Source organism: Gilvimarinus gilvus, from assembly GCF_030518155.1.
Lineage (GTDB): Bacteria > Pseudomonadota > Gammaproteobacteria > Pseudomonadales > Cellvibrionaceae > Gilvimarinus > Gilvimarinus gilvus.
Genome location: NZ_JAULRU010000419.1, coordinates 1 through 447, shown reverse-complemented (window position 1 = coordinate 447; position 447 = coordinate 1). Strand labels below are relative to the sequence as shown.

General features: G+C 30.2%; 1 protein-coding gene. It reads left to right on the top strand.

Annotation, left to right across the window (positions count from 1 at the left end):
- Window positions 1–204 precede the first annotated feature (204 nt).
- Window positions 205–447: hypothetical protein (locus QWI17_RS08220; RefSeq protein ID WP_302722042.1), on the top strand; the 243-nt coding region annotated here is incomplete at its 3' end.

Genomic DNA, 447 nt, shown 5'->3' with positions numbered 1-447 from the left:
GATTGGATTGCAGATGCTGTTGGCGCAAAAGCTTTCGGAATGTCGGCTATTTTCTTTGATCGATTAGATGATAATTTTTCGATGGATGATGTTCCTACAATTACACATTTAGATGAAGTAAAAGAATATTTATAATAATCATTTAATAACCGAATATCTAATATTGTTTTCTTTATTTTCGCCGCAACTAAAAAAACAATATTTATGAAAAAGTTTATTTTACCAAGCATTTTTGCTTTTGGACTGTTATTTAGCTGTAACAATGATGATGATTCTTCTATTAACTCTGAAAGTATCGTAGGAACTTGGAGTTTTGTAAAATACCAAACACAATTCTCTAAAGACAATCACATAGAAGATCAGTATCTAGCAGATGAATGCAGTTCTAAAGACTCGTATACGTTTACTAAAGACAATAAATATTCTGCTATAGGATATGATTCCGAT